This is a genomic window from Phenylobacterium sp. (assembly GCF_030651755.1).
GTDB lineage: Bacteria > Pseudomonadota > Alphaproteobacteria > Caulobacterales > Caulobacteraceae > Phenylobacterium.
Window position 1 is genome coordinate 1 of record NZ_JAUSBZ010000154.1, and the last position, 23,590, is coordinate 23,590.

Annotated in this window: 27 protein-coding genes and 1 other RNA gene; 16 read left to right on the plus strand and 12 right to left on the minus strand. The window is 67.9% G+C overall.

Translation table 11 applies throughout. From position 1 onward, the window contains the following. The coding region (gene groEL / locus Q7V15_RS15130; RefSeq protein WP_304756602.1) for a chaperonin GroEL at window positions 1–992 on the plus strand (992 nt) is incomplete at its 5' end. Between the two features lie 92 nt (window positions 993–1,084). Here the strand turns inward: groEL and Q7V15_RS15135 are convergent. Further along, window positions 1,085–1,441: a phage holin family protein gene (locus tag Q7V15_RS15135; RefSeq protein WP_370689825.1), complete on the minus strand. Its 357-nt coding sequence runs from the start codon at window positions 1,439–1,441 to the stop codon at window positions 1,085–1,087. Between the two features lie 143 nt (window positions 1,442–1,584). Here Q7V15_RS15135 and Q7V15_RS15140 point away from each other — a divergent pair, with 143 nt between their 5' ends. Next, window positions 1,585–2,223, plus strand: a complete 639-nt coding sequence (locus Q7V15_RS15140; protein WP_304756603.1) for a hypothetical protein — start codon at window positions 1,585–1,587, stop codon at window positions 2,221–2,223. A 4-nt stretch (window positions 2,224–2,227) separates the two neighbouring features. Here the strand turns inward: Q7V15_RS15140 and Q7V15_RS15145 are convergent, their stop codons facing one another. From Q7V15_RS15145 to Q7V15_RS15170, 6 genes are all read right to left on the minus strand, one after another. Next, window positions 2,228–3,064 (minus strand): TIGR00282 family metallophosphoesterase, encoded by an 837-nt coding sequence (locus tag Q7V15_RS15145; protein WP_304756605.1) that lies wholly within the window; start codon window positions 3,062–3,064, stop codon window positions 2,228–2,230. A 9-nt stretch (window positions 3,065–3,073) separates the two neighbouring features. After that, a complete protein-coding gene (locus Q7V15_RS15150; protein WP_304756607.1) occupies window positions 3,074–3,643 on the minus strand; it encodes a 5-formyltetrahydrofolate cyclo-ligase in 570 nt (189 codons plus the stop codon). 180 nt (window positions 3,644–3,823) lie between these two features. Beyond that, window positions 3,824–4,255 carry a hypothetical protein gene (locus Q7V15_RS15155; protein WP_304756608.1) on the minus strand — a complete coding sequence of 144 codons (432 nt, stop codon included), beginning with the start codon at window positions 4,253–4,255 and terminating at the stop codon, window positions 3,824–3,826. 172 nt (window positions 4,256–4,427) lie between these two features. Further along, window positions 4,428–4,590, minus strand: a non-coding RNA gene (gene ssrS / locus Q7V15_RS15160) — 6S RNA. A 53-nt stretch (window positions 4,591–4,643) separates the two neighbouring features. Then, window positions 4,644–4,970, minus strand: a complete 327-nt coding sequence (locus tag Q7V15_RS15165; RefSeq protein ID WP_293319030.1) for a cell division protein ZapA — start codon at window positions 4,968–4,970, stop codon at window positions 4,644–4,646. A gap of 3 nt (window positions 4,971–4,973) precedes the next feature. Continuing rightward, entirely contained in the window at window positions 4,974–5,351 is a 378-nt protein-coding gene (locus Q7V15_RS15170) for a DUF4164 family protein (protein WP_304756609.1), read from the minus strand. Between the two features lie 147 nt (window positions 5,352–5,498). On the opposite strand from Q7V15_RS15170, the gene tkt reads away from it, so the two are divergent. From tkt to fba, 5 genes are all read left to right on the plus strand, one after another. Continuing rightward, a complete protein-coding gene (gene tkt / locus Q7V15_RS15175) occupies window positions 5,499–7,469 on the plus strand; it encodes a transketolase (protein WP_304756610.1) in 1,971 nt (656 codons plus the stop codon). 5 nt (window positions 7,470–7,474) lie between these two features. Continuing rightward, window positions 7,475–8,674, plus strand: coding sequence for a formate-dependent phosphoribosylglycinamide formyltransferase (gene purT / locus Q7V15_RS15180; protein WP_304756611.1), 1,200 nt, complete (start codon window positions 7,475–7,477; stop codon window positions 8,672–8,674). A 162-nt stretch (window positions 8,675–8,836) separates the two neighbouring features. Next, window positions 8,837–9,844, plus strand: coding sequence for a type I glyceraldehyde-3-phosphate dehydrogenase (gap, locus tag Q7V15_RS15185; RefSeq protein ID WP_304756612.1), 1,008 nt, complete (start codon window positions 8,837–8,839; stop codon window positions 9,842–9,844). Between the two features lie 93 nt (window positions 9,845–9,937). Beyond that, the gene (gene pgk, locus Q7V15_RS15190; RefSeq protein ID WP_304756613.1) at window positions 9,938–11,128 is read left to right on the plus strand and encodes a phosphoglycerate kinase; all 1,191 of its coding nucleotides are present in this window, start codon (window positions 9,938–9,940) and stop codon (window positions 11,126–11,128) included. Between the two features lie 31 nt (window positions 11,129–11,159). Next, window positions 11,160–12,245: a class II fructose-bisphosphate aldolase gene (gene fba / locus Q7V15_RS15195; RefSeq protein ID WP_304756615.1), complete on the plus strand. Its 1,086-nt coding sequence runs from the start codon at window positions 11,160–11,162 to the stop codon at window positions 12,243–12,245. Between the two features lie 103 nt (window positions 12,246–12,348). Here fba and bfr read toward each other — a convergent pair whose 3' ends face one another. Next, window positions 12,349–12,828, minus strand: coding sequence for a bacterioferritin (gene bfr / locus Q7V15_RS15200; protein ID WP_304756616.1), 480 nt, complete (start codon window positions 12,826–12,828; stop codon window positions 12,349–12,351). Window positions 12,829–12,961: 133 nt separating this feature from the next. Then, entirely contained in the window at window positions 12,962–13,147 is a 186-nt protein-coding gene (locus Q7V15_RS15205; protein WP_304756617.1) for a bacterioferritin-associated ferredoxin, read from the minus strand. 185 nt (window positions 13,148–13,332) lie between these two features. Between Q7V15_RS15205 and Q7V15_RS15210 the strand changes: the two genes are divergently transcribed. From Q7V15_RS15210 to Q7V15_RS15235, 6 genes are all read left to right on the plus strand, one after another. Beyond that, window positions 13,333–14,763, plus strand: a complete 1,431-nt coding sequence (locus Q7V15_RS15210; protein ID WP_304756618.1) for a cytochrome ubiquinol oxidase subunit I — start codon at window positions 13,333–13,335, stop codon at window positions 14,761–14,763. Continuing rightward, on the plus strand, window positions 14,763–15,788 hold the full coding sequence (gene cydB, locus Q7V15_RS15215) for a cytochrome d ubiquinol oxidase subunit II (protein ID WP_304756620.1): 1,026 nt from the start codon (window positions 14,763–14,765) through the stop codon (window positions 15,786–15,788). The genes Q7V15_RS15210 and cydB overlap by 1 nt, the downstream gene beginning before the upstream one ends. Then, complete coding sequence (locus tag Q7V15_RS15220) at window positions 15,772–15,924, plus strand: hypothetical protein (protein ID WP_304756622.1); 153 nt, start codon at window positions 15,772–15,774, stop codon at window positions 15,922–15,924. The genes cydB and Q7V15_RS15220 overlap by 17 nt, the downstream gene beginning before the upstream one ends. Window positions 15,925–15,965: 41 nt before the next feature. Then, on the plus strand, window positions 15,966–16,643 hold the full coding sequence (gene thiE, locus Q7V15_RS15225; RefSeq protein WP_304756624.1) for a thiamine phosphate synthase: 678 nt from the start codon (window positions 15,966–15,968) through the stop codon (window positions 16,641–16,643). Window positions 16,644–16,778: 135 nt separating this feature from the next. After that, the gene (locus Q7V15_RS15230; protein ID WP_370689826.1) at window positions 16,779–17,543 is read left to right on the plus strand and encodes an inositol monophosphatase family protein; all 765 of its coding nucleotides are present in this window, start codon (window positions 16,779–16,781) and stop codon (window positions 17,541–17,543) included. Between the two features lie 56 nt (window positions 17,544–17,599). Next, window positions 17,600–18,643 (plus strand): glycerophosphodiester phosphodiesterase family protein, encoded by a 1,044-nt coding sequence (locus tag Q7V15_RS15235; protein ID WP_304756627.1) that lies wholly within the window; start codon window positions 17,600–17,602, stop codon window positions 18,641–18,643. A 4-nt stretch (window positions 18,644–18,647) separates the two neighbouring features. Here Q7V15_RS15235 and Q7V15_RS15240 read toward each other — a convergent pair whose 3' ends face one another. Next, a complete protein-coding gene (locus Q7V15_RS15240; protein WP_304756628.1) occupies window positions 18,648–20,510 on the minus strand; it encodes an ABC transporter transmembrane domain-containing protein in 1,863 nt (620 codons plus the stop codon). Window positions 20,511–20,629: 119 nt separating this feature from the next. On the opposite strand from Q7V15_RS15240, the gene rpmE reads away from it, so the two are divergent. Next, window positions 20,630–20,854 carry a 50S ribosomal protein L31 gene (gene rpmE, locus Q7V15_RS15245; RefSeq protein WP_293319064.1) on the plus strand — a complete coding sequence of 75 codons (225 nt, stop codon included), beginning with the start codon at window positions 20,630–20,632 and terminating at the stop codon, window positions 20,852–20,854. A 123-nt stretch (window positions 20,855–20,977) separates the two neighbouring features. Here the strand turns inward: rpmE and Q7V15_RS15250 are convergent, their stop codons facing one another. Continuing rightward, window positions 20,978–21,490: a DUF1465 family protein gene (locus tag Q7V15_RS15250; protein WP_304756629.1), complete on the minus strand. Its 513-nt coding sequence runs from the start codon at window positions 21,488–21,490 to the stop codon at window positions 20,978–20,980. Between the two features lie 123 nt (window positions 21,491–21,613). Beyond that, window positions 21,614–21,811: a DUF1192 domain-containing protein gene (locus Q7V15_RS15255; RefSeq protein WP_304756631.1), complete on the minus strand. Its 198-nt coding sequence runs from the start codon at window positions 21,809–21,811 to the stop codon at window positions 21,614–21,616. Window positions 21,812–21,896: 85 nt separating this feature from the next. On the opposite strand from Q7V15_RS15255, the gene Q7V15_RS15260 reads away from it, so the two are divergent. Together Q7V15_RS15260 and Q7V15_RS15265 are read left to right on the plus strand one after the other, a co-directional pair. Then, window positions 21,897–22,886 carry an NAD(P)H-quinone oxidoreductase gene (locus Q7V15_RS15260; protein WP_304756633.1) on the plus strand — a complete coding sequence of 330 codons (990 nt, stop codon included), beginning with the start codon at window positions 21,897–21,899 and terminating at the stop codon, window positions 22,884–22,886. 459 nt (window positions 22,887–23,345) lie between these two features. Beyond that, window positions 23,346–23,590 (plus strand): MFS transporter (locus Q7V15_RS15265; protein WP_304756634.1); only part of this gene is annotated, 245 nt, incomplete at its 3' end.

Here is a 23,590-nt window from a genome sequence, read left to right on the forward strand (position 1 = left end):
CTCTGATCCTGCTCTACGAAAAGAAGCTGTCGACCCTGCAGCCCCTGCTGCCGGTGCTCGAAGCCGTGGTCCAGTCGGGTCGTCCCCTGCTGATCATCGCCGAGGACATCGAAGGCGAGGCCCTGGCCACCCTGGTGGTCAACAAGCTGCGGGGCGGTCTGCGCGTCGCCGCCGTCAAGGCGCCGGGCTTCGGCGATCGCCGCAAGGCCATGCTGGAAGACATCGCCATCCTGACCGGCGGCCAGCTGATCAGCGAAGACCTGGGCATCAAGCTCGAGAACGTCTCCCTCGACATGCTCGGCAAGGCCAAGAAGGTCACGATCACCAAGGACGACACCACCATCGTCGATGGTTCGGGCGAGAAGAGCGGCATTGAAAGCCGCATCAGCCAGATCAAGCGCCAGATCGAGGACACCACCTCGGACTATGACAAGGAAAAGCTGCAGGAACGTCTGGCCAAGCTGGCCGGCGGCGTTGCGGTCATCCGCGTCGGCGGCTCCACCGAGGTCGAGGTGAAGGAACGCAAGGACCGCGTCGACGACGCGCTCAATGCGACCCGCGCCGCGGTCGAAGAAGGCATCGTGCCTGGCGGCGGCGTCGCTCTGCTGAAGGCTTCCAAGATCCTGGACGGCTTCAAGGGCGACAATGACGACCAGGAAGCTGGCGTGGCCATCATCCGTCGCGCCCTGCAGGCCCCGATCCGCCAGATCGCCGAAAACGCCGGCGTCGAAGGCTCGATCGTCGTCTCCAAGGTCCTGGAAAACAGCTCGGCCACCTTCGGCTTCAACGCCCAGACCGAAGAATATGTCGACATGGTCCAGGCTGGCGTCATCGACCCCGCCAAGGTCGTCCGGACGGCTCTGCAGGACGCGGCTTCGGTCGCCGGCCTGCTGATCACCACCGAAGCGGCCATCGTCGAGGCGCCGAAGAAGAACGCGCCCGCCGGCGGCGGCATGCCCGACATGGGCGGCATGGGCGGCATGGACTTCTAAGTCCAAACCCTCCCAAGCTTTCTCTCTACGGGAAAGGGCGGAGCCTCGCGGCTCCGCCCTTTTTCTTTGGTCGCGCGAAAGGCGCGCCGGTCTCAGCGCCCCCTATCGTCGCGGATGATCAGGTGGCCGAGCCAGCTGGTCAGGCCGGTGACGATGGCCGCCACCAAGCCGGGCCACAGGCCGTCCACCGTGAAGCCGTCCAGGAACACCGAGACCAGGATGATCATGCCGGCGTTCAGCACCAGCAGGAACAGACCCAGGGTCACAAGGGTGAGCGGCAGGGTCAGGATGAACAGGATCGGCCGCAGGACGGCGTTGACCAGACCCAGCAAGACCGCCGCCAGGATCAGGCTGCCCATATCGGTGAAGGCCACGCCCGCCACCAGGACCGAGGACAGCCAAAGGCCTATGGCGGCGAAAATGGCGCGGACGATGAATTTGGCCAGCATGTTGGCTCCCTGCGGCAGACGGCCTCGGGCCGCCGGATCGGCGGGCATATTCGCTGATGGGGCCGGCCTCGTCACCCTGCCGGCCAAATTTCGCCGCATCTGCGGGGGAGAGCGTGACCTTGGGTGGGCGCGTGAGGATTTCCATGACACGACGGATATGGCTGGCCACCGCCAGTCTTGCAGCCGGCCTTTGGGCCGGCGTCGCGGCGGCCCAGGCTCCAGCCGGCCCAGGCCCAGCCGCCCGCCTGTTCATAAGTCCGTCGGGCGAGCCCTTCCGGGATGACGATGGCCTGGCGGCCTGGTTCGCCGGGGCCGATCGCGATGGCGACACCCTGCTGACCCGTCCTGAATTTGAGGCCGACGCCGAGCGCTTCTTCGCCGTGCTGGACGCCAATGGCGACGGGGTTATCGATGGTTTCGAGAACCAGGCCTATGAACGCCAGATCGCCCCGGAGATCACCCGCCTGAGCGAGACCCGTCCCCAGGGCCCAGGCCCCGGCGACCGCCCCGGCGCCGACGGCGAGCGACCTCGCCGTAGCCTGGCTGGCCTGGGGCGAGGCAAGCCGGAGCCCGGCGTCCAGCGCCAGGGGGCGGCGCGCTATGGCCTGCTGAACGAACCCCATCCGGTGCGGGGCGCCGACGCCGATCTGTCGGGACGGATCAGCCAGGTCGAATGGCGCAACGCGGCCGTCCGGCGCTTCAACCTGCTGGACCTGGACGGCGACGGGGTGCTGACCCTCGACACCCTGCCGCCCCTGCCCGGCGCGCGGCCGCCTCGCTGAGACGTCAGGCCCGGGCCAGGTCCACCTGGGGGATGGTTTCCGACAGGCGCCCGCCGACGCGGATCGGCTCGACCCGCAGCGCCAGCCCCGTAGCGTCGTCGGTCTCGACGAACACACCACAGACCGTGGCTGGGCCTTCGGCGGGCTTGTAGCGGCCGCCGGAGATGCGGGTGGTGAAGCGCCGCAGGGGCTCTTCCTTCTGGTTGCCGATCACGCTGTCATAGTCGGCGCAGGCGCCGGCGTCGGTCTGATAGGCGGTGCCGCCGGGCAGGATCTGGCAGTCGGCGGTGGGAACGTGGGTATGGGTCCCCACCACCAGGCTCGCCCGGCCGTCGCAGAAATGGCCCATGGCCATCTTCTCGCTGGTGGCCTCGGCGTGCATGTCCACCAGGACGGCGTCCGACACCATGCCCAGCGGCGCCTTCTCCAGCTCCCGGTCGACGGCGGCGAAAGGGTCGTCCAGGGAGTCCATATGGACCCGGCCCAGCAGGTTGATCACCAGGATGCGGCGGCCCGACTGGGTCTCGAACAGATTGGCCCCGCGGCCCGGCGCATCGGCCAGGACCGAATAGTTCAGCGGCCGGATCAGCCGAGGCTCGCGGACGATATAGGTCAGCGCCTCCTTCTGGTCCCAGGAGTGGTTGCCCAGCGTCAGGCAGTCGGCGCCGGCGTCGAACAGCTCACGCGCCGTATTCTCGGTGATCCCGAAGCCGGCGGCGGCGTTCTCGGCGTTGATGACCACGAACTCGAGACCGAGCTGGCGACGCAACATGGGGAGGTGGTCGGCGAGACCCTCGCGGCCGGACCGGCCGACGACATCTCCGAAAAAGGCGAAACGCATCAGTGCATCCTAGCGGACTTCAATCAGTCCGGCTTCCGTCAATATGGCGTCCAGCCGCTGATCGTGCGGCTCCAGCGGCAGGTCCTCGACCTCCTGGCCGGCATAGGCGTAGCCGAGCAGGAAGGGGCGGTGTTCCACGCCCAGCGCCGCGATCGCCCGATCATAGACGCCGGCCCCCTGGCCCAGCCGCCCGCCCCGGCGGTCAAAGGCCAGCAGGGGCACGATCAGGGCGGTGGGCGCTACCTGCGGCTGGTCCGCGAGCGGGGCGGGAATTCCGAAGGCGTCCGGCGCCAGGACCGCGCCCGGGGTCCAGGCGCGAAAGATCAGCGGCGCCTCACGGCTCACCGCCGCTGGCAGGGCGAGGCTGACCTCAGCCTTCGCCAAGACGTCCATCAGCGGGGCCGGATCAAGCTCGGCGCCCTGCGCGATATATCCCGCCACAGGGCCAGCCCCCAGCCGCGCCAGCGGCGCGTGGGCGGCGGCGCAGGCGCCGGCCTGCCCATCGGCGGCCGCCAGCGCCAGGCGCAGGCTGCGCATCTGCCGGCGCAGAACAGACTTCTGGTGGGAGATAGGGTTCACCGGCAGGCTCTTAGCCGAACCTAAGGCCCCAAGGGAAATTGTCGTAGGCCGATACGTTCGATGCGGGGGTTGGTCCACGGGCAAGGCTTCCGCTCTCGCGGGTTGGCGAGCCGCGCCGAGGGTCAATTCCTGGTCGCCCACTCACGCTAGCTGTTGGCCCATTGCCCCTTCTGGGGGAGGCTAGGGCGCGATCCGTTGCTGGAAGTCGTCGTCAACTAAGTCGAACGTTGCGGCGTTCTGCCCGTCCAGACTGAAAATCGTGATCCCGGCGGCGCTGCCGCCTTCATCACTGGGGGACGCAACTCGGATGCCAATCTTCTCGGTTTGATCGAGAGTCATCGACAAAATGACGTGGGTGTCGATCTTCTCCCGCACAAGCACGACCACCACGTAGGCCAGGTTGCGCTCCACGTTCCGCAAGACGCGGGCGCGGTCCAGCCGGCCATCCCCCATAAAATCAGCCGAAAAGGCCAGAAATCCCTCGGGGTCTGTAAGCCGCTTCGCATAGTCAGGAGACGACGCATAGTCCGAGAGCTTCGACTCGACATAGCCAATAGATGTCAGCGCCGTGGGCAACGGGTGCTGGTCCGGCGCGGGTTCTTCAAGGGCCATTGAGGTTACTAGGGCGAGGGTTAGAGCAGTAGCCAGCATGAGTTCATGCTTACACCGGTTGGGCCAAACGTCTGCACCATAACCATCTTCGCCAGGGCCGCTTTCGGCGCCGTCCAGCCGACAATCGATTGAACGCTGGTGGAAGCCCGGGCCGTTGAGAGAGCAAAGGGTGGCGGCGCCGCGAGAACCGTGAAGGACGATTTTAATCCCCTCGGACCTGGATAACCAGGTGGGCGCCATGTGTCCGGGGCCACGGCGCCGGACAGGGACAGCTCCCTTCGAGACAATTAAGGTCGGAGGAATTAGGTTGCCTTCGACGTGAGCCACAGCAGACCCGCCGGGGCCTAATCTAGGCTCGGGCCACGGCGATAACAAGGCGCGCGCGGGCCTATTCCGCCGCCAGCTGCTCGATCTTCTTGGCCGCCCCATCGAGCGCCGCCACCGCCCTGGATTCGATCCGCGCGCGGTCCGACTGCAGGCGAGCCAGCTCGGCCTGAACGCCGGACATCCGGCTGCGGGAGTCCCACAGCTCATCAGCCAGCAGCAGGGCCGCCATGAGGAACAGCCGGGTTTCGGTCAGCTGGCCCATGTCCTGGGACACCGCCCGGACCTGGCGGTCGAACAGCCGCACCAGCTCCAGCAGATGCGCCTCCTGGCCATCCTCGCAGCCCACCTGATAGGGGCGGCCGTTCACCTCGATGGTCACCTGGGCCATGGGTCAGTCCTCCCGGGTCATGGGGTCGGGGGTTTCGGCGTCAGAGGCCGGATCAAGGTCGAGCTCCGGCTCGTCCTCATCGAAGGCTGAACCCTCGGCGTCAGGCGCCTCGTCAGCCTCCAGAACCTCGCGAATCTCGGCGATGGCCAGGCCCAGGGCGGCCGAGGCCTCGGCCCCGGCGGCCTCCAGGGCCTTTTCCCGGGCGCGGGCCTCGTCCAGTTCGGCGGCCAGCTTGGCGCGATCCTGGTCAAACAGGCCGCCGGCCTCCAGCCCGGCGCGGCCCCGCGCCTCGCCCAGGCGCTGTTCCAGCAGGGCGATGGCGCGTTCGAGCCGCCGGGCGGCCTGGTCTATGGCGCTCTCGCTAGCGGGATCACGGATCATTCAGGACTCCAGAAGTGTGTCCGTTAATCTATAGACCGCCCCGGGCGTGGCCTGAAAGCGGCGCATTTCTTGACCGCCGCGCCCGTGCGTGCGACCCCGCCAGCCTGCGCCCGCCCCCTTGCGACCTTCAGTCTTCCCGGAACGCTCATGCCCGCACAGCTTCAGACCATGGCCGACGCCATCCGTGTCCTTTCCATGGACGCCGTCCACCGCGCCAAGTCGGGGCACCAGGGCATGCCCATGGGCATGGCCGATGTGGCCACCGTCCTGTGGTCGAAATTCCTGAAGTATGACGCCACCAACCCCGACTGGGCCGACCGCGACCGGTTCGTCCTGTCAGCGGGCCACGGCTCGATGCTGATCTACGCCCTGCTGCACCTCACCGGCTTCAAGGCCGTGACCATGGACGAGATCAAGAACTTCCGTCAGTGGGGCTCGGCGACCGCCGGCCATCCGGAGTACGGCCATACGCCGGGTGTGGAGACCACCACCGGTCCCCTGGGCCAGGGCATCGCCACGGCTGTGGGCATGGCCATGGCCGAGCGTCATCTGGCCGCCCGCTTCGGCGATGATCTGGTGGACCACCGCACCTGGGTGATCGCCGGCGACGGCTGCCTGATGGAGGGCGTCAGCCAGGAAGCCATCTCCATGGCCGGCCGCTTCAAGCTGCATAAGCTGACGGTCCTGTTCGACGACAACAACACCACCATCGACGGTGAGGCGACCATCGCCGAGACCGGCGACCAGATGGCCCGCTTCAAGGCGGCCGGCTGGGCGGTGAAGGCCGTGGACGGCCACGACTTCGGCAAGATCGCCGCGGCCCTGCGCTGGGCCACGCGGCAGGACAGGCCGACCATGATCGCCTGCAAGACCAAGATCTCGAAGGGTGCCGGCCGCAAGGAAGGCGACCCCCACAGCCACGGCTACACCCTGTTCGACGACGAGATCGCCGATTCCCGCCTGGCCATGGGCTGGAGCCACGAGCCCTTCGTCATCCCTGACGAGGTCTACAAGCCCTGGCGCTCGGCCGGCCGCAAGGGCGGCAAGGCCCGCAAGAGCTGGGAGAAGGCGCTGGGCGCTTCGCCTATGAAGGCGGAGTTCCAGCGGGCCATGGCCGGCGAACTGCCAGCCGAAGCATTCGCGCGCCTGGACGCCCACATCGCCGAGATGGCCAAGACTGCGCCGGCCAACGCCACCCGCGTCCATTCCGGCGCGGCCCTGGAGCAGCTGGTTCCCGCCATCCCGGAAATGGTCGGCGGCTCGGCCGACCTGACGGGATCGAACAACACCTTCGTCAAGGGGACGCCGGCCTTCGACGCGCCGGACTATGCCGGCCGCTATGTGCATTACGGCATCCGCGAGCACGGCATGGCCGCGGCCATGAACGGCATGGCCCTGCACGGGGGCGTCATCCCCTATTCCGGCACCTTCATGGTGTTCTCCGACTACAGCCGCCCGGCCATCCGGCTGGGCGCCCTGATGGGCGCGCGGGTGATCCATGTGATGACCCACGACTCCATCGGCCTGGGCGAAGACGGCCCCACCCACCAGCCGGTGGAGCACCTGGCCGCCCTGCGGGCCATGCCGAACCTCAATGTCTATCGCCCGGCGGACGCCGTGGAGGCCGCCGAGTGCTGGAAGCTGGCCCTGTCCACGCCCACCACCCCCTCGATCATGGCCCTGTCGCGCCAGAAGGTGCCGGCCGCACGGACCGAGCCTGCGGGGGAGAACCTGTCGGCCCGGGGCGCCTATGAGCTGCGCGCCGCCGATGGCGAGGCCCAGGCCACGATCTTCGCCACTGGCTCGGAAGTCTCCATCGCGCTGGCCGCCCGCGACCTGCTGCAGGCCCGCGGCGTGCCCACCCGGGTGGTCTCGGTCCCCTGCTGGGAGCTGTTCTCCGCCCAGACCCCGGAATACCGCGCCTCGGTGATCGGCAAGGCGCCGGTCCGCGCGGCCGTGGAAGCCGCCGTCAGCCTGGGCTGGGAGCGGTTCATCGGCGAGGACGGGGTCTTCATCGGCATGAGCGGGTTCGGCGCCAGCGCGCCTTACGAGCGGCTCTACAAGGAGTTCGGCATCACCGCCGAAGCCGTGGCCGACGCCGTCCAGGCCAAGGTCTAGGCCCCATGCGCCTGGGCACGCCGCTCTCGCCAAGCGCCCTGCGCGTCCTCCTGCTGGGCTCGGGCGAGCTTGGCAAGGAGGTGGCCATCGAGCTGCAGCGGCTGGGCTGCGAGGTGATCGCCGTCGACCGCTATGCGGACGCGCCCGCCATGCAGGTGGCCCATCGCAGCCATGTTATCGCCATGACGGATGCTGTGGCCCTGCGCGCCGTGGTGGAGGCCGAACGGCCCCACCTGATCGTGCCGGAGATCGAGGCCATCGCCACCGACGAACTGGCGGCGATCGAGGCGGCCGGCCTTTCCGTCGTGATCCCCACCGCCCGGGCCGCCCAGCTGACCATGAACCGCGAGGGCATCCGGCGCCTGGCCGCCGAAGAGCTGGGGCTGGCCACATCGCCCTACGCCTTCGCCTCGAGCGAGGCTGAGCTGGCCGCGGGCGCAGCGGCGGTCGGCTATCCCTGCTTCGTCAAGCCGGTGATGTCATCCTCGGGCAAGGGCCAGTCCTATGTTCAGGACGAGGCGGGCATCGCAGACGCCTGGCGCTACGCCCTTGAGGGCGGCCGGGTCGAACAGGCCCGGGTTATCGTCGAAGGGCGCATCGATTTCGACTTCGAGATCACCCAGCTGACCGTGCGGGCCCGCGGCCCGGACGGCGAGGTCGCCACCCATTTCTGCGAACCCATCGGCCACCGCCAGGTCCAGGGCGACTATGTGGAAAGCTGGCAGCCCCAACCCATGAGCCCGTTCGCCCTGAAGCGCGCTCGCGAGATCGCCGCCCGCGTCACCGCAAGCCTGGGGGGCCTCGGCCTCTTCGGGGTCGAACTGTTCGTCAAGGGCGACGAGGTCTGGTTCTCCGAGGTCAGCCCCCGGCCCCACGACACCGGCCTCGTGACGCTGGCCACCCAGGTGCAGAGCGAATTCGCCCTGCATGCCCGGGCGATCCTGGGCCTGCCCGTGGACGTCACACTGCGCGAGCCTGGCGCCAGCGCGGTGATCTATGGCGGCATGGACGCCAAGGGCGTGGCCTTTGAAGGCGTGGCCGAGGCCCTGGCGGTGCCCGGCGCCGACCTGCGTCTGTTCGGCAAGCCCGAGGCGTTTGCGCGCCGGCGCATGGGCGTGGCGCTCGCCCGGGCCGCAACCATCGAAGCCGCCCGGAGCCGCGCTCTCGAGGCGGCGGCCAAGGTTCGCGTGGTCAGGGGCGACTGAGACGCCTGTGGCGGAGGGGGCGCCCCGGCCCCGCCCGGCGGACTCCATGACCCTTTCGGGCGTACTAGCGCTTGACTCGCGCGCGGGCGCCCGCACAAAACCCCGGCAAAACAATCGGAAAACGTCGCCCGCCGACCCTTATCCCGCCAGGAGAACACCACCATGACCGTCCGCGTCGCCATCAACGGTTTCGGCCGCATCGGCAGGCTCGTCCTGCGCTCGATCATCGAGCATGGCCGCACCGACATCGAAGTGGTGGCGATCAACGACCTGGGCCCGGTGGAGACCAACGCTCACCTGCTGCGCTATGACAGCGTGCATGGCCGCTTCCCCGGGACCGTCACCGTGGACGGCGACACCATCGATGTGGGCCGCGGGCCGATCAAGGTCACAGCGATCCGCAATCCGGCCGAGCTGCCGCACAGGGAACTGGGCGTCGACATCGCCCTGGAATGCACCGGCCTCTTCACCACCAAAGAAAAAGCCGCCGCTCACCTGGAAGCCGGCGCCAAGCGCGTGCTGGTCTCGGCGCCTTGCGACAACGCCGACAAGACCATCGTGTTCGGCGTCAACCACGACGTCCTGACCAAGGACGACCTGGTGGTCTCCAACGCCTCGTGCACCACCAACTGTCTGGCCCCGATCGCCAAGGTGATCCACGACCTGTGCGGCATCGAGCGTGGTTACATGACCACCATCCATTCCTATACGGGCGACCAGCCGACCCTGGACACCATGCACAAGGACCTCTACCGGGGCCGCGCCGCGGCCATGTCCATGATCCCCACCTCCACCGGGGCGGCCAAGGCCGTGGGCCTGGTGCTGCCGGAGCTGGCCGGCAAGCTGGACGGCTCCTCGATCCGCGTGCCGACCCCCAATGTCTCGGTGGTCGACCTGAAGTTCGTGCCGGGCCGCTCGGTCACCAAGGACGAGATCAACGCCGCCCTGCAGGCCGCCGCCGACGGCGCCATGAAGGGCGTGCTGGAAACCTCCAACGACCCGCTGGTCTCCATCGACCTGAACCACATCGCCGCCTCCTCCACCGCCGCCCTGCCGCAAACCCAGGTGATCGAGGGCCAGCTCGGCCGGGTTCTGTCCTGGTATGATAACGAGTGGGGCTTCTCGACCCGGATGAGCGACACCGCGCTCGCCATGGCCAAGCTGATCTGATCGGCTGCCCGGACGTTCGCCTTCGAGGCTGATGCGCCCGGGTCCAGGCCCGGGCGCGCGGCCCACCGCCCACGCCCTGACCGCTGGAAGCTGATGACCTTCAAGACCCTCGACGACGCCGACCTGACGGGCCAGCGCGCCCTGGTGCGGGTGGATATCAACGTGCCTATGGCCGATGGCGAGGTCACCGACGACACCCGTCTGGCGGCGGCCAAGCCCACGGTGGACAAGCTGCGCGCCGCGGGCGCGCGGGTCATCCTGCTCGCCCACTTCGACCGGCCGAAAGGCAAACGCGTCCCGGAGATGAGCCTGGCCCAGGTGGTCGAGCCGCTTTCGCGAGTGCTGGGGGTCAAGGTGGCCTTCGCTCAGGACTGTATCGGCGAGGCCGCCGACAAGGCGGTGGCGGCCTTGGCCGACGGCGAGGTCCTGCTGCTGGAGAATGTCCGTTTCCATCCGGGCGAGGAGAAGAATGACATCGACTTCGCCAAGGCCCTGGCGGCCAATGGCGATCTCTATGTGAACGACGCCTTCTCGGTCGCGCACCGGGCGCACGCCTCGACCGAGGCCCTGGCCCGGCTGCTGCCAGCCTATGCGGGCGAGCAGATGCGACTGGAGCTGCAGGCCCTGGATGCGGCGCTGGGCTCACCCAAGCGGCCGGTCCTCGGCATTGTCGGCGGCGCCAAGGTCTCAACCAAGCTCGATCTGTTGAACAATCTGGTGGGCAAGCTCGACAGCCTGGCCATTGGCGGCGGCATGGCCAACACCTTCCTGGCCGCCCAGGGGATCGATGTGGGCGGCTCGCTCTGTGAGCATGACCTGGGCGAGGAAGCCCGCCAGATCATCGCCGCGGCGGAAAAGGCCGGCTGCCAGCTCCTGCTGCCGATTGACGTGGTCACCGCGGTCGAGGTCGCCCCGGGCGTCGCCTCCCGGGTCCAGGGCCTGGACAGCCTGGGTCCCGACGACAAGATCCTGGACGCAGGTCCTCAAACCCTGGCCCGCCTGATCGCCACCATGGACGCCGCCTCAACCCTGATCTGGAACGGGCCTTTGGGCGTTTTCGAGGTGCCGCCCTTCGACAAGGCGACCGTTTCAGCGGCGAAGCGCGCCGCCGAACGGGCGAAATCGGGTCAGTTGGTGGCTGTGGCCGGCGGCGGTGATACGGTGGCGGCCCTGAACGCGGTGGGATGCGCCGACGACTTCACCTTCGTCTCCACGGCCGGCGGCGCGTTCCTTGAATGGATGGAAGGCAAGACCCTGCCCGGTGTGGCGGCTCTGAGCCAGTAAGAGACAAGAAGAGAAACGGACGGATACGGCGATGGCCCGGATAACCCTGAGACAGCTTCTCGATCACGCCGCCGAGCACAGCTATGGCGTGCCGGCCTACAACATCAACAACATGGAACAGGGCCTGGCGATCATGGAGGCCGCCCACGCGGTCAACGCGCCGGTCATCATCCAGGCCAGCCGCGGCGCGCGCTCCTACGCCAACGACATCGTGCTGAAGCACCTGATCGACGCCCTGGCCGAGATGTATCCGCACATCCCGATCTGCATGCACCAGGACCACGGGAACAACGAGGCCACCTGCGCCACGGCCATCCAGTTCGGCTTCACCTCGGTGATGATGGATGGCTCGCTGATGGCCGACGCCAAGACGCCCGCCGACTACGACTACAACGTCAAGGTCACCCGCAACGTGGTGGACATGGCCCACTGGGTCGGCGCCAGCGTCGAGGGCGAACTGGGCGTGCTGGGCAGCCTTGAGACCGGCATGGGCGAGAAGGAAGACGGCCACGGCTTCGAGGGCAAGCTCGGCCACGACCAGCTGCTCACCGATCCCGACCAGGCCGTGGAATTCGTGAAGGCCACCCAGGTCGATGCGCTCGCCATCGCCATGGGCACCAGCCACGGCGCCTACAAGTTCACCCGCAAGCCGGACGGCGACGTCCTGGCCATGAATGTGATCGAAGAGATCCACCGCCGCCTGCCCAACACCCATCTGGTGATGCACGGTTCGTCCTCGGTGCCGCAGGATCTGCAGGACGTGATCAACCAGTATGGCGGCGAGATGCCCCAGACCTGGGGCGTGCCGGTGGAGGAGATTCAGCGCGGCATCAAGCACGGGGTGCGCAAGATCAATATCGACACCGACAACCGGATGGCCATGACCGGCGCCATCCGCAAGGTGTTCGCCGAGAACCCGTCGGAGTTCGACCCGCGCAAGTATCTGAAGCCCGCCATGGACGCCATGCGCGCGGTCTGCCAGCAGCGGTTCGAGGAATTCGGCGCCGCCGGCTGGGCCGACAAGATCCGGCCCCTGCCGCTGTCGGTCATGGCCAAGCGCTACGCGGCCGGCGAGCTGGACCCGAAGATCGGCCTGAGCCGCCAGGCGGCCGAATAGCTCAAGTCAAGGGTCTCTGAAGACGAAAACGCCGGCCAGGATTCCCTGGCCGGCGTTTGTGTCTGCGACTCGCCGTGGCAAGAGACGCCCTGAGGCAGGCTGATCAGCCTTGCATCTCGCCCATGGCGCTCTGCAGATAGTTGGCTTCGCCCAGGGACTTCAGCAGCAACAGCTGGGTCTCCAGGTAGTCGATGTGCTCCTCGGTATCGCTGAGGATTTCCCGCAACAGTTCGCGCGACACGTAGTCGGCCGAAGCCTCACAGAGCTGGATGCCCTCGATCAGGGTCTGCCGGCCCCCGGTCTCGACGGCGAGGTCAGACTCCAGGCACTCGCCAACGCTCTCGCCGACCTTGAGCTTGTGCAGGTCCTGCAGGTTGGGCAGGCCTTCGAGAAACAGGATGCGGTAGATCAGTTTGTCGGCGTGTTTCATCTCGCCGATGGACTCTTCATAGACGATCTTGCCGAGCTGCCGCAGGCCCCAGTTCTCGAACATGCGCGCATGCAGGAAATACTGGTTCACCGCAGTCAGCTCGTTCGTGAGCACTGCGTTGAGCACCCGAATAATTGCCTTGTCGCCCTGCATAGGGGGCTCCTTTCCTCACGCCACAAACAGATTTACGCGCAACCTCATGCGCGGGCCGCTTCGTGTCAAAGCCTATGTTTGCAAGTGATTTGCGCTGTCGAAGAAAACGGCGCGGCGACCTTGGGCGACGGGCCTATTCGGCGGCGTAGCGCAGGGCCTGATCCTGCTCCTGCAAGATCTCGCGCATGTCGCACACACAGCGGGCGCACTGGGGCTTGGCGTCACAGGCGCGGAAAATCTCTGATGGCCGGCTGGCGCCCGAGGCGACGGCGGCGCGGACTTCACGTTCCCGAATACCGTTGCAATTACAGACGTACACGAGCGGTTGACCCTCAGTGGCGAGGTCCAACTTCTATCAGATGCGAACGTCCTTGCAAGTCATTTGCAGCTTGGTTGCGACGCATTAGCGCGACTCTATGACGCGCCCTGAGCCCTTGGTGCCGGTCGCCCGGGGGCGCAAGACTCCCGGCGCTCTTGACGAGCCGCCTGGAGAGTGAGGGCCAGATGGAATTTGACGCGCTATTGCTCTCGCGAATCCAATTCGCCTTCACTATTGCGTTCCACATCATCTTTCCAAGCTTCACCATTGGCCTGGCAAGTTATCTGGCGGTTCTTGAAGGCCTATGGCTGCTGACCCGCAACGAAGCTTTCAAGACACTCTACCTGTTCTGGGTGAAGATCTTCGCCATCTCCTTCGGCATGGGGGTGGTGAGCGGAGTGGTGATGAGCTACCAGCTCGGCACCAACTGGAGCGTCTTTTCCGCCGTCGCCGGCCCGGTGATCGGGCCCCTGTTCGCCTTTGAAGTCCTGGCCGCCTTCTTCCTCGAGGCCAGCTTCCTGGGCGTCATGCTGTTTGGCTGGAAGAAGGTGGGGCCAGGCCTCCACTTCACCTCCACAGTGCTGGTGGCTTTCGGCACCCTGACCTCGGCCTTCTGGATCATTTCCGCCAATAGCTGGATGCAGAGCCCCTCGGGCTTCGCCGGCACGGTGGAAGAGGGGCTGGTGGCCGTCGACTGGCTGAAGGTGATCTTCTCGCCCACCTTCCCCATGCGCCTGACCCACATGGTTCTGGCCGCCTATCTGACCACCGCCCTGGTGGTGGCCGGCGCCAGCGCCTTCCGGCTGCTGCGCAACGCCCATGAGGCGGAATCGGCCATGGGGCTGAAAATGGCCATTGGCATGCTCGCCATCGTCGCCCCCCTGCAGCTGTTGGTCGGCGACCTTTCGGGCAAGGACGTGCTTGAACACCAGCCCGCAAAGCTGGCCGCCATAGAGGCCTTCTGGGAGACCCGGACCGAGCAGCCCTTCCATATCGCCGCCTGGCCGGATCGCACGATCGAGGGCAACCACTGGGAGCTCTCCATCCCCAAGGTCGGCAGCTGGATCACCGGCGGCTCGGTGGACGCCGAGATCCAGGGCCTGGAGGCCTTCGCGCCGGAGGATCGGCCGCCGGTCTTCATCGTCTTCTGGTCCTTCCGACTGATGGTCGGGCTGGGCCTGGCGATGATCGCCCTTGGCCTCTGGGGCGCCTGGCTGGTCTGGCGGGGCCACTCGGCCCGCAGCCGGGTCTTCCTCAGGGCCTGCGTGGCCATGGGGCCGGCGGGCTTCGTGGCGGTGATCGCCGGCTGGGTCGTGGCTGAGGTCGGCCGCCAGCCCTATGTCATCTATGGAATTCTTCGGACCGAAGACGCGGTCTCACCCATTGGCGCGGGAAGCGTCTCGGCCTCGCTGCTGGCCTTCCTGGTGGTCTATTCGATCGTTTTCAGCGTCGGCGCCCTCTATATCCTCCGCCTCCTGGCCGAGGGGCCGCTAGCGGGCGCCCATGAGGGACCGCCGACCGAGCACCGGGCGCCCGGCTCACCCCTCGCCGCCACCCCCGAAGATCCGGGCGAGCCCGGGCGCCCCGACGCCCCGAACCCAGAGGGGACCCGCTGATGGACCTCGACCTGCCGCTCATCTGGGCCGGCATCATCGCGCTGGCGGTGTTGCTCTATGTGATGCTGGACGGTTTCGATCTGGGCATCGGCATCCTGTTTCCCTTCGCCCGGTCCCCGCGGGACCGGGACACGATGATGAACACCATCGCGCCCTTCTGGGATGGCAACGAGACCTGGCTGGTGCTGGGGGGCGGCGGGCTGTTTGCGGCCTTCCCGCTGGCCTATGCGGTCATCATGCCAGCTCTCTACATCCCCATCCTGTTGATGATGATGGCCCTGATCCTGCGGGGGGTGGCCTTTGAGTTCCGGGCGCGGGGACGGGCGCGGGGCAAGGCCTTCTGGACCGGCGCCTTCGCCGGCGGCTCCACTGTCGCGGCCCTGGCGCAGGGGCTGGTGCTGGGGGGCTTCATCCAGGGGGTCACCCTGAATGGCCAGGCCTTCGGCGGCGGCGCTTTTGACTGGCTCACCCCCTACACCCTGCTGGTGGCCGTCGGCCTGACCGCTGGCTACGCCCTGTTGGGTTCCACCTGGCTGATCTGGCGCACCGAGGACGACCTGCACGGCGACGCCCGCCGATGGGCCTGGCGGGCGGTGATCGCCAGCGCCGCCCTGCTGGTGGTGGTCAGCCTGGCCACGTTGTTTGTCCACCCGCAGGTGGCGCTGCGCTGGGGGTTTGAGGATGGCGCCTTCGATCTCGCCCGCCTGGGGCTGCTGTCCCCGATCCCGCTCCTGGGCGCCGCTGGCCTGGGGCTGGTTGTCTGGGGACTGGTCATGGGAGGCCATGTGGCGCCCTTCCTGGGAAGCCTGACCGTGTTCGTCTCCGGCTATCTCGGCCTCGCCGTCGGCTTCTTCCCCAACATCGTTCCCTATGACCTGACCTTCCGCCAGGCGGCATCGGCCGAGAACGCGCTCGGCCTGATGCTGGTGGGGGTGGCGATCCTGCTGCCGGTGATCCTGGCCTATACGGTCTGGGTCTACTGGGTGTTCCGCGGCAAGGTGGGGGCCGATGCCGGATATCATTGAAGGCCCCCCGGAGGCTGACGCCCCCCGACGCTCCCTGGGGCGTCGCCTCGCCTGGTTCCTCGCCCTGGCCCTGGCCGGCATGGCCGCGACCGGGGCGGTGGCCTACGCCCTGCGCGCCCTGCTTGGCCTGGAATGAGCCCCCTCCCCTTCGCCCCGGCGTGGGGCTAGAAGCGGGTCATGACCACGACCCCCGACTGCCGCCTCTATCTGATCACCCCGCCGGCCCTCGACGATCTCGCCGTCTTTGGCCGGACCTTGGCTGAGACCCTGGACGCCGGCGATGTCGCCGCCCTGCAGATCCGCCTGAAGGGGGCCTCTGACGATGTGATCGCCGCGGCCGTCGATGTTGTGACGCCGATCGCCCATAGCCGGGATGTGGCGGTGATCCTGAATGACCGCCCCGACCTTGCCGCGAAGCTGGGATGCGACGGCGTCCATGTGGGCCAGGACGATCCCCCCTGCCGGGAGGCCCGCAGGATCATGGGCAAGGACGCCATGATCGGCGTCACCTGCCATGACAGCCGCCACCTGGCCATGGAGGCCGCCGAGGCTGGCGCCGACTATGTGGCCTTCGGAGCCTTCTTCGAGACGACCACCAAGGAGGCTTCAACCCGGGCCGAACCCGAACTCCTGACCATCTGGCAGGAGTCCATGGAGATCCCCTGCGTCGCCATCGGCGGAATCACGGCCGAGAACGCCGAGGGTCTGGTGGCCGCGGGGGCCGACTTCCTGGCCGTCTCATCCGGGGTCTGGACCCACCCTGAAGGGCCTGCCGCCGCCGTCCGCGAGTTGAACGCGGCCATCGCCCGCGGCCTCGCTTTGCGGGTAAGGACTGACAGTCAGGCGTCTGGCTGACGCCCCGCCTTGCCATCGGGCGGCGTGGCGACTAGGTTCCGCCGCCCATTTCCCGCCCGAGCGCCGACCACCGCCGCCCGTCCCATGCGCGCACTGGAACAGACCGTGTCCACGCAGACCGCACATCTGAAAGTCATGTCCGACGCCGCCCGCAAGGACGCGCGAGGACTCAACCGCGACTTCGGCGAACTGGCCGAGCTGCAGGTGTCCAAGAAGAGCGCCGCCGACTTTGTCTCGGCCGCCGACATCAAGGCCGAGCAGACCATCTTCGAGGCCCTGACCGCCGCACGCCCCGGCTACGGCTTCCTCGGCGAAGAGCGCGGCATGATCGAGGGCACGGACAAGACCCATACCTGGATCGTCGATCCCCTGGATGGCACCACCAACTTCCTGCACGCCATCCCGCACTTCGCCATCAACATCGCCCTGGAGCGCCAGGGCGCGATCGTCGCGGCCCTGACCTTCAACCCGGTCAGCAACGAGCTGTTCTGGGCCGAGAAGGGCAAGGGCTGTTTCCTCAATGACCACCGCCTGCGGGTGGCCGCCCGCACCCGGTTCGACGAGTCGGTGATCGCCACCGGCATCCCCTTCCTGGGCCACGGCCAGCACGCCCGGTTCCTGAAGGAGCTGCACCAGATCAGCCAGCGGGTGGCCGGCGTGCGCCGCTTTGGCTCCGCGGCGCTGGACATGGCCTATGTGGCGGCCGGCCGGTTCGACGGCTATTGGGAGCGGGATCTGAACCGCTGGGACCTGGCGGCCGGCATCCTCTTGATCACCGAGGCCGGCGGCAAGGTGACCGACGCCGACGGGGGCGAAGACGTCCTGGCGTCAGGCTCGGTCTGCACGGCCAATCTCGAACTGCACCCCCTGCTGCTGGAACGCCTGCGCGCCGCCGCCTGAGACCACCCCTGGCGCAGCTTGACGCAACCGTCACAAGGGGCGGCTAGACCAGGGGGATGAGCGCCCTGACCCGTCGCGCCTTCACGGCGTCCGCCACCCTCGCCCTCGCCGCCAGCCCCGCCTTTGCGCCCCTGGCCATGGCGCGGCCGCGCGCCCGGCCCCTGGTCATCGCCCACCGGGGCGCCAGCGGCGAGCGGCCTGAGCACACCCTTGCGGCCTATCAGAGGGCCATCGATCAGGGGGCCGATTATATCGAGCCGGACCTGGTGATGACGCGGGACGGCGTCCTGGTCGCCCGTCATGAGAATGAGATCTCCGAGACCACCGACGTGGCCGACCACCCTGAATTCGCCGACCGCCGCACCGAGCGCGTGATCGACGGGGTCAGGGTCGCCGGCTGGTTCACCGAGGACTTCACCCTGGCCGAGTTGAAGACCCTGAAGGCCAGGGAACGCCTCCCGGCCCTGCGGCCAGCCAGCGCGGCCTTTGACGGTCAGGACCCGATCCCCACCTTCCAGGAGGTGATCGATCTGGCCAAGGGGCAGAGCGCGCGGACCGGCCGGACCATCGGCGTCTATCCCGAGATGAAGCACCCGACCTATTTCGAGGCCCGGGACCTGCCCATGGGCGAGACCTTGGCCGGGGTCCTGCGCGACAACGACCTGGACCGGCGGTACGCGCCGGTGTTCGTGCAGTGTTTCGAGCCACGTCCCTTACGCGCCTTCCGGGACCGCTCTCGGGCGCCGACAGTGTTGCTGGTCGGGGTGGGCGGGCTGTCGGACGCCCAGCTGACTGAGGCGGCCGAGTTCTCTGACGGTCTCGGGCCCGAGTTGAAGATGGTCCTCAACCTGGACGCCGCTGGCTTGCCTGCCGGGCCTTTGATCGCCCGGGCGCAGGCTGCGGGGATGAAGGTTCATCCCTGGACGGTTCGATCAGAAAACAGCTTCCTGCCGGCAGCCCTGCGCCGGGGCGAGGCGCCCGGGGATCACGGGGACGCCGCCACCCTGTTGCGGGCGCTCTATCTGGCCGGCGTCGACGGAGTCTTCACCGACTTCCCCGAACTGGCCGTGAGGGTGCGCGAGGCCATGTTCGAAGCCTGAGCCTTCAGGCGGCCTGACCAAACTGCAAAGCGACCAGCCGGGCATAGAGGCCCCCCTGCGCCGACAGCTCGGCATGGGTTCCCTGTTCCACCACCTCGCCCTGGTCCATGACCACGATGCGGTCAGCTTTGAGCACCGTGGCGAGCCGATGGGCGATGACCAGGGTGGTTCGGCCGCTCATCGCCTCGTCGAGGGCGGTCTGGACCAGCCGCTCATTCTCAGCGTCCAGGGCGCTGGTCGCCTCGTCCAGCAACAGGATCGGCGCCTGGCGGATCAAGGCCCGGGCGATGGCCAGCCGCTGCCGCTGGCCGCCGGACAAGGAGCGGGCTCGGTCCCCCAGGGGGGTCTCAAAGCCCTCGGGCAGGGCCTCGATAAAACCTCGGGCCTGGGCGGCCTGGGCGGCGGCCAGGATGTCCTCAGGCCGGGCGTCGGGACGGCCAAAGGCGATGTTCTGCGCCGCCGAGCCCGAGAACAGGGGTGAGTCCTGCGCCACCAGCGCCATGCGTTCGCGCACCTCCCGGGGATCGGCCAGGCGCAGGTCGGTCCCATCCAGCCGCACGACCCCCTGGTCGGGATCATAAAAGCGCAGCAACAGGCGGAAGATCGTACTCTTGCCGGCGCCCGACGGCCCCACCAGGGCCACCCGCTCGCCCGGGGCGACGCTCAAGGACACGTTCCGCAAGGCCGGCAGGTCGGGCCGGCCGGGATAGGCGAAGGTCACCCCTTCCAGGGCAACGGATCCGCGGGGTGGTCTGGCCAGGATCGCCGGCGTGGCGGGCGGGGCTATGCCCGGGCGAGCGTCGAGGAGTTCGGCGATCCGGTCCATGGCGCCTGCGGCCTTCTGGACATCCCCCCAGGTTTCCCCAAGCGCCCCAACGGCGCCCGCAGCCATCACCGCCAGGAAGGCGAACTGGAACAGGGCGCCCCAGCTCATCTCGCCGCGAAGGCCCGCATGGACGCCGAGCCAGAAGATGGCCACCACCCCGCCGAAGACCAGGGCGATGACCAGGGCGGTCATCACCGCCCGCGCCGTCATCCGCTTGAGGGAGGTTTCGAAGGCGCGCTCCACCGCACCGTCAAACGACCGGGCGGCGGCCTGCTCGCCGCCAAAGGCCTGGACAGTCTCCAGGGCGTCGAGGGTTTCGCCGGCCTGGCCGACCGCCTGGGCGAACTGATCCTGGGTGGACACGGTCAGCCGACGCACGCGACGGCCGAACAGGAACAGCGGCGCCAGAACGAAGGGGAAGATCAAGAGCACCAGGGCGGTCAGCCCCGGACTGACCCAGATCAGCAGGATCAGCGCGCCGATCAGGGTCAGCAGATTTCGCAGGGCCACCGAAACCGAGGTGGCCATCAGGCTCTCGACGATCTGGATGTCGGTGGTCAGGCGCGACAGCACCTCGCCGGTCCGCGTGCGCAGGAAGAAGCCGGGGTCCAGGGTCAGGATGTGGGCGTAGACCGCCTCACGCAGATCGGCCACCACCCGCTCCCCGAGCTTGGTGACAAAGAAATATCGGAGGGCCGAGGAGAGGGCGAGCGCCAGGGCCACCGCGCCGATCAGGGCGAACCACAGATTGACGAGACCGGCGGAGATGTCTGTCCCGGTCAGCCCGTCCACCAGCAGTCGGACGGCGCCCGAAAGGCCGAGGGTGGCCGCGGTGGCGGTGACCAGAAAAACCAGGGCGCCCAGGGCCTCGCCCCTGCGACGACGGGCGAAGGGGATCAGGCGGCGAAGGGCCCCCACATTGCGGCTGCGCGGCCGACGCTCGGCGGCCTCATCCAGGGTCTGGACGAGTTCGGCGCCGACGCCGGGACGTCCCTCCGACCCGGGTGTGGCGGCGGCGGGGCTGGCGTCTGACTGGCTCATGAAATCCGTGCGCCCTTGCTACAGGGCCGCCGTTTCTGTATACGCGCGGCTCGTTTGCGCACTGGACCCGTCGGGTTCGGGGCGCATCACCCGCTGCTCTTACGTCGGTTGTCCTCGCGATGAAACAAGACACGCACCCCGATTATCACTTCATCACCGTGGTGATGACGGATGGTACGACCTACCAGACCCGGTCGACCTACGGGAAAGAGGGCGCGACCCTGAACCTGGACATCGACCCGAAGACGCACCCGGCCTGGACGGGCGGCGCCCACACCCTGCTGGACCGCGCCGGTCGGGTTTCGCGGTTCAACGCCAAGTTCGGCGGCTTCACCCGCAAGTAGGGCGTGCGTCCCCGCCGCCTGGCGGGCTTCGTGCTGTGGCCAAAAGAAGAAGACGCCGCGAGCGCTGGCCCGCGGCGTCTTCTTTGTGTCTTGATTTTGAGGCGCCGAGATCGGGTCCGGGGCTCAGCCAAGGCTGAAGGCCTCGCGCAGCCGGTCGAACTGGGACAGCACCGGATTGGGCGCAGAATCCTCGGCGACCTCCACATACATGCGCCGGTCCAGATGGCGGACCCGCTCGAACAGGCGCTCGGACCGCTCCATAAGCTCCAGCAGGCCTGACGGCAGAATCTCCAGGGCCTCGGCCGGATGGCGGGAGGCTTCGGCCGCCAGCCGGTAACGTTCCTCGCAGGCCGATTCCGGCGCCATGTCGCCTTCCCGGACCGCCCGCTGCACCAGCAGCCAGGAGGCCACCTGCATCAGCCGGGTGGTCAGACGCATGCTCTCGCCGGCATAGGCCAGGGCGGCGGTGCGATCCAGACGCTTGGACTCCTGACGTCCGCCGCCGTCCAGATAGGCCGCCGTCTCCTCGACCAGGTCCATGCCCTCCTGAAAGGTTCTTTCGAACAGTTCAGAGCGCGCGAAATCCGCGATCACGTCGCTGCGCCAGGGTTTCGCCAATGCGGTGAGTTCGCTCATCGATTTTCCAAGCCTCTGCCAGCCACTGCACGAACCGATCGTCCGATTAGCGTACGGCTTGCAACCCCCATGCCATAGCGGCCCACGCCGCCCGGAGTCACGCCCCAGATCCAGTCTGCGACCCTATTGCCGAAAGAGCGCGTCCGCCGCCGCCCGTCCCGCGCGTTTTTTGTCGATGAAGCTGCGGGTGCGGGCGATTTCGGCCTCTAGCACCTCACACCGGGCCTCCAACTCCTCGACCCCATAGAGCTCCAGGTCCTCACGGGTGACCTCAAGCAGGCGCTGGCCGCGCCCCAACCGAACTTCCGCTGGCTCTTCCACGCTCGCGCCTCCCTTTGCCCAGGCCCCCAGAGCAGTTTATCCAAGCCCCTGCGCAGCTCTGGCGCAAGCATGTGGAGGCTGAACGATGGCGCATTCGACTCTTCCGGACCAGATGACGGCCATCGCGATCGCCGGCGGCAAGGGTCCGGCCGAGGCCTTGCACCCCGTCACCCTGCCCCTTCCGACGCCCGGCCCCGGGCAGATCCTGATCCGTGTGGAGGCCGCTGGCGTCAATCGGCCCGATATCGCCCAGCGCGTGGGCTTCTATCCCCCGCCCCCCGGCGCGCCAGAGACCATGGGGCTGGAAGTGGCCGGCGAGGTGGTCCACGCCGCGGGGCGCTGGCGGGAAGGCGACAAGGTCTGCGCCCTGCTGGGCGGGGGCGGCTACGCCCAATACGCTGTCTGCGACGCCCGCCACGCCCTGCCGATCCCGGAGGGGCTGAGCGTTCTGGACGCCGCCGGCCTGCCCGAAACCGTCTTCACCGTCTTCGCCAATGTGTTCGAGCACGGGGCGTTGAAGGCCGGTGAGACCCTGATGGTCCACGGGGCGACGTCCGGCATTGGGACAACGGCGATCCAGATGGCCAAGGCCGCGGGCGCCCGGGTGATCGCCACCGCCCGAGGGGCCGACAAGGCGCGCCAGGCTCGCGATCTCGGCGCTGACATCGCCATTGACGCCAGCACGGAGGACTTCGCCGAGATCGCCCGAGCCCACGGGGGCTGCGATGTCGTCCTGGACATGGTCGGCGGCGACTATTTCGCCAAGGATCTGGCGGCGCTGAACACCGGCGGGCGCATCGTCTTCATCGCCGCCCAGGCTGGAGGCAAGGTGGAGCTGAACATCGGCGCCTTGATGCAGAAGCGCGGGGTGATCACCGGCTCCACCCTGCGGCCCCGGGACACCGATGAGAAGGCGCGGCTGGCGGCGGCGGTGGAGGCCACGGTCTGGCCGTGGATCGTCGCAGGCCATCTGCGGCCGCAGATCGACAGCGTCTTTCCCTTGGAAGAGGCGGCGAAGGCTCACGCCAGCCTGGAGGCCGGCGGCCATTTGGGCAAAATTTTGCTGCGGACCTGAAGCCTGCCAGGGGACGCGTCACCTGGCCCGCAGTACCGACCCCAAGAAAAAGTCAGCGGTGGAGGAAGCGACACATCTTCCTCTCTCTCGGGGGCTGCGCCGGCGCCGCCGGAAGGCGATCAGACGAGCGCCGCTCAACCCGTTGTAGACCAACGGTTAGTTTGTGTCAGAGTTGTAAGATCATAGGCGTTGACGCTGCGAAAGGCCTCGCTCAGGTTTGCGGGCTGATCCAGGTCGCGCGCATCTGACGCGGGACCCGATCCAGACGACTAACAAGAATGACCGAGCCCACAAGAGGCCCGGCAGGGAGGACGGCGCAGTGATCCGCAATTTTCTTGCGGTTGGGACGGGTGAGAGGCGCCGTGCGCGACCCCGGCCTACGATAGCTGATTTACAGAGTCTGACGTCCGGGCGCGACGGTTTGCGCCTGCTTCATATTGATATCGGCCGGAGATTTTAATGACGGCGACACCCTCAGAGATTCCCCCTCTGAAGCTCCACACCAAGGTGTTCTACGCCCTGGGGTCCGTGGCCAACGCGGTCAAGGGCCGTGGCTTGGCCACCTTCCTGATGATCTTCTACAATCAGGTCGTGGGGCTTCCGCCGGCGACCGTGTCGGGGGTGCTGATGGTGGCCCTGATCTTCGACGCCTTCTTCGACCCCCTGGTCGGCCAGGTGTCAGACAACTTCCGCTCCAAGCTGGG